General features: G+C 50.6%; 1 pseudogene. It reads left to right on the top strand.

Annotated features, from left to right (window positions below):
- Positions 1 to 788: pseudogene (locus tag A3757_RS23600) on the top strand (chemotaxis protein CheA); the annotation flags it as partial.

Genomic DNA, 788 nt, shown 5'->3' with positions numbered 1-788 from the left:
AAACTATTGGATGACTTGCATGGTGAAGGTCAGTTCAATAGCGAAGGTATTGCTGCAGGTGATGCCACGTCTGAAGCGTCAGCTACTCCTGCTAGCGGTGATGGAGAGTTGATTACCGATAATGAGTTCGAAAAGCTACTGGATGAACTTCATGGAGCAGGCGGGTCGCCAACGACCAAGGCTGCTGCCAGTTCTGCGCCGGCTCCAGAGCCCACACCAAAGCCAGCGCCTGCACCGGCCCCAGCCTCAGCAGCTGCAGCTAAGCCAAAGCCGGCTGCAAAACCAGCTGCTAAAGCGGCATCGAAGAAGAATGAAACCATAGCGACAGAAACAACAGTTCGTGTTGATACAAAGCGCCTAGACGATATCATGAATATGGTGGGTGAATTGGTGCTTGTGCGTAACCGACTAAAACGTCTTGGCGATGCAAGCAGTGACGAGTCCATGCAGAAGGCTGTGTCCAACTTAGATGTCGTAACAGGTGATCTTCAGTCAGCGGTTATGCAAACTCGAATGCAGCCGATTAAGAAGGTCTTTGGACGTTTTCCCAGGGTTGTGCGAGATTTGGCTCGGAACCTTAAGAAAGAGGTTAACCTGGTTCTGGTTGGTGAAGATACTGACCTTGATAAGAACCTTGTTGAAGCGCTATCTGACCCCTTGGTTCACCTTGTACGAAACGCTGTAGACCACGGCATTGAAATGCCTGATGACCGTGTGACGAAAGGTAAGGAACGTATAGGGCAGGTGGTTCTGTCAGCACAGCAGGAAGGTGATCATATCATGCTAGC

The sequence above is a fragment of the Oleiphilus sp. HI0117 genome, from assembly GCF_001635235.1.
The sequence above is the reverse complement of the archived record's forward strand: the minus strand, read 5'-3'. Positions and strand labels throughout refer to the sequence as shown.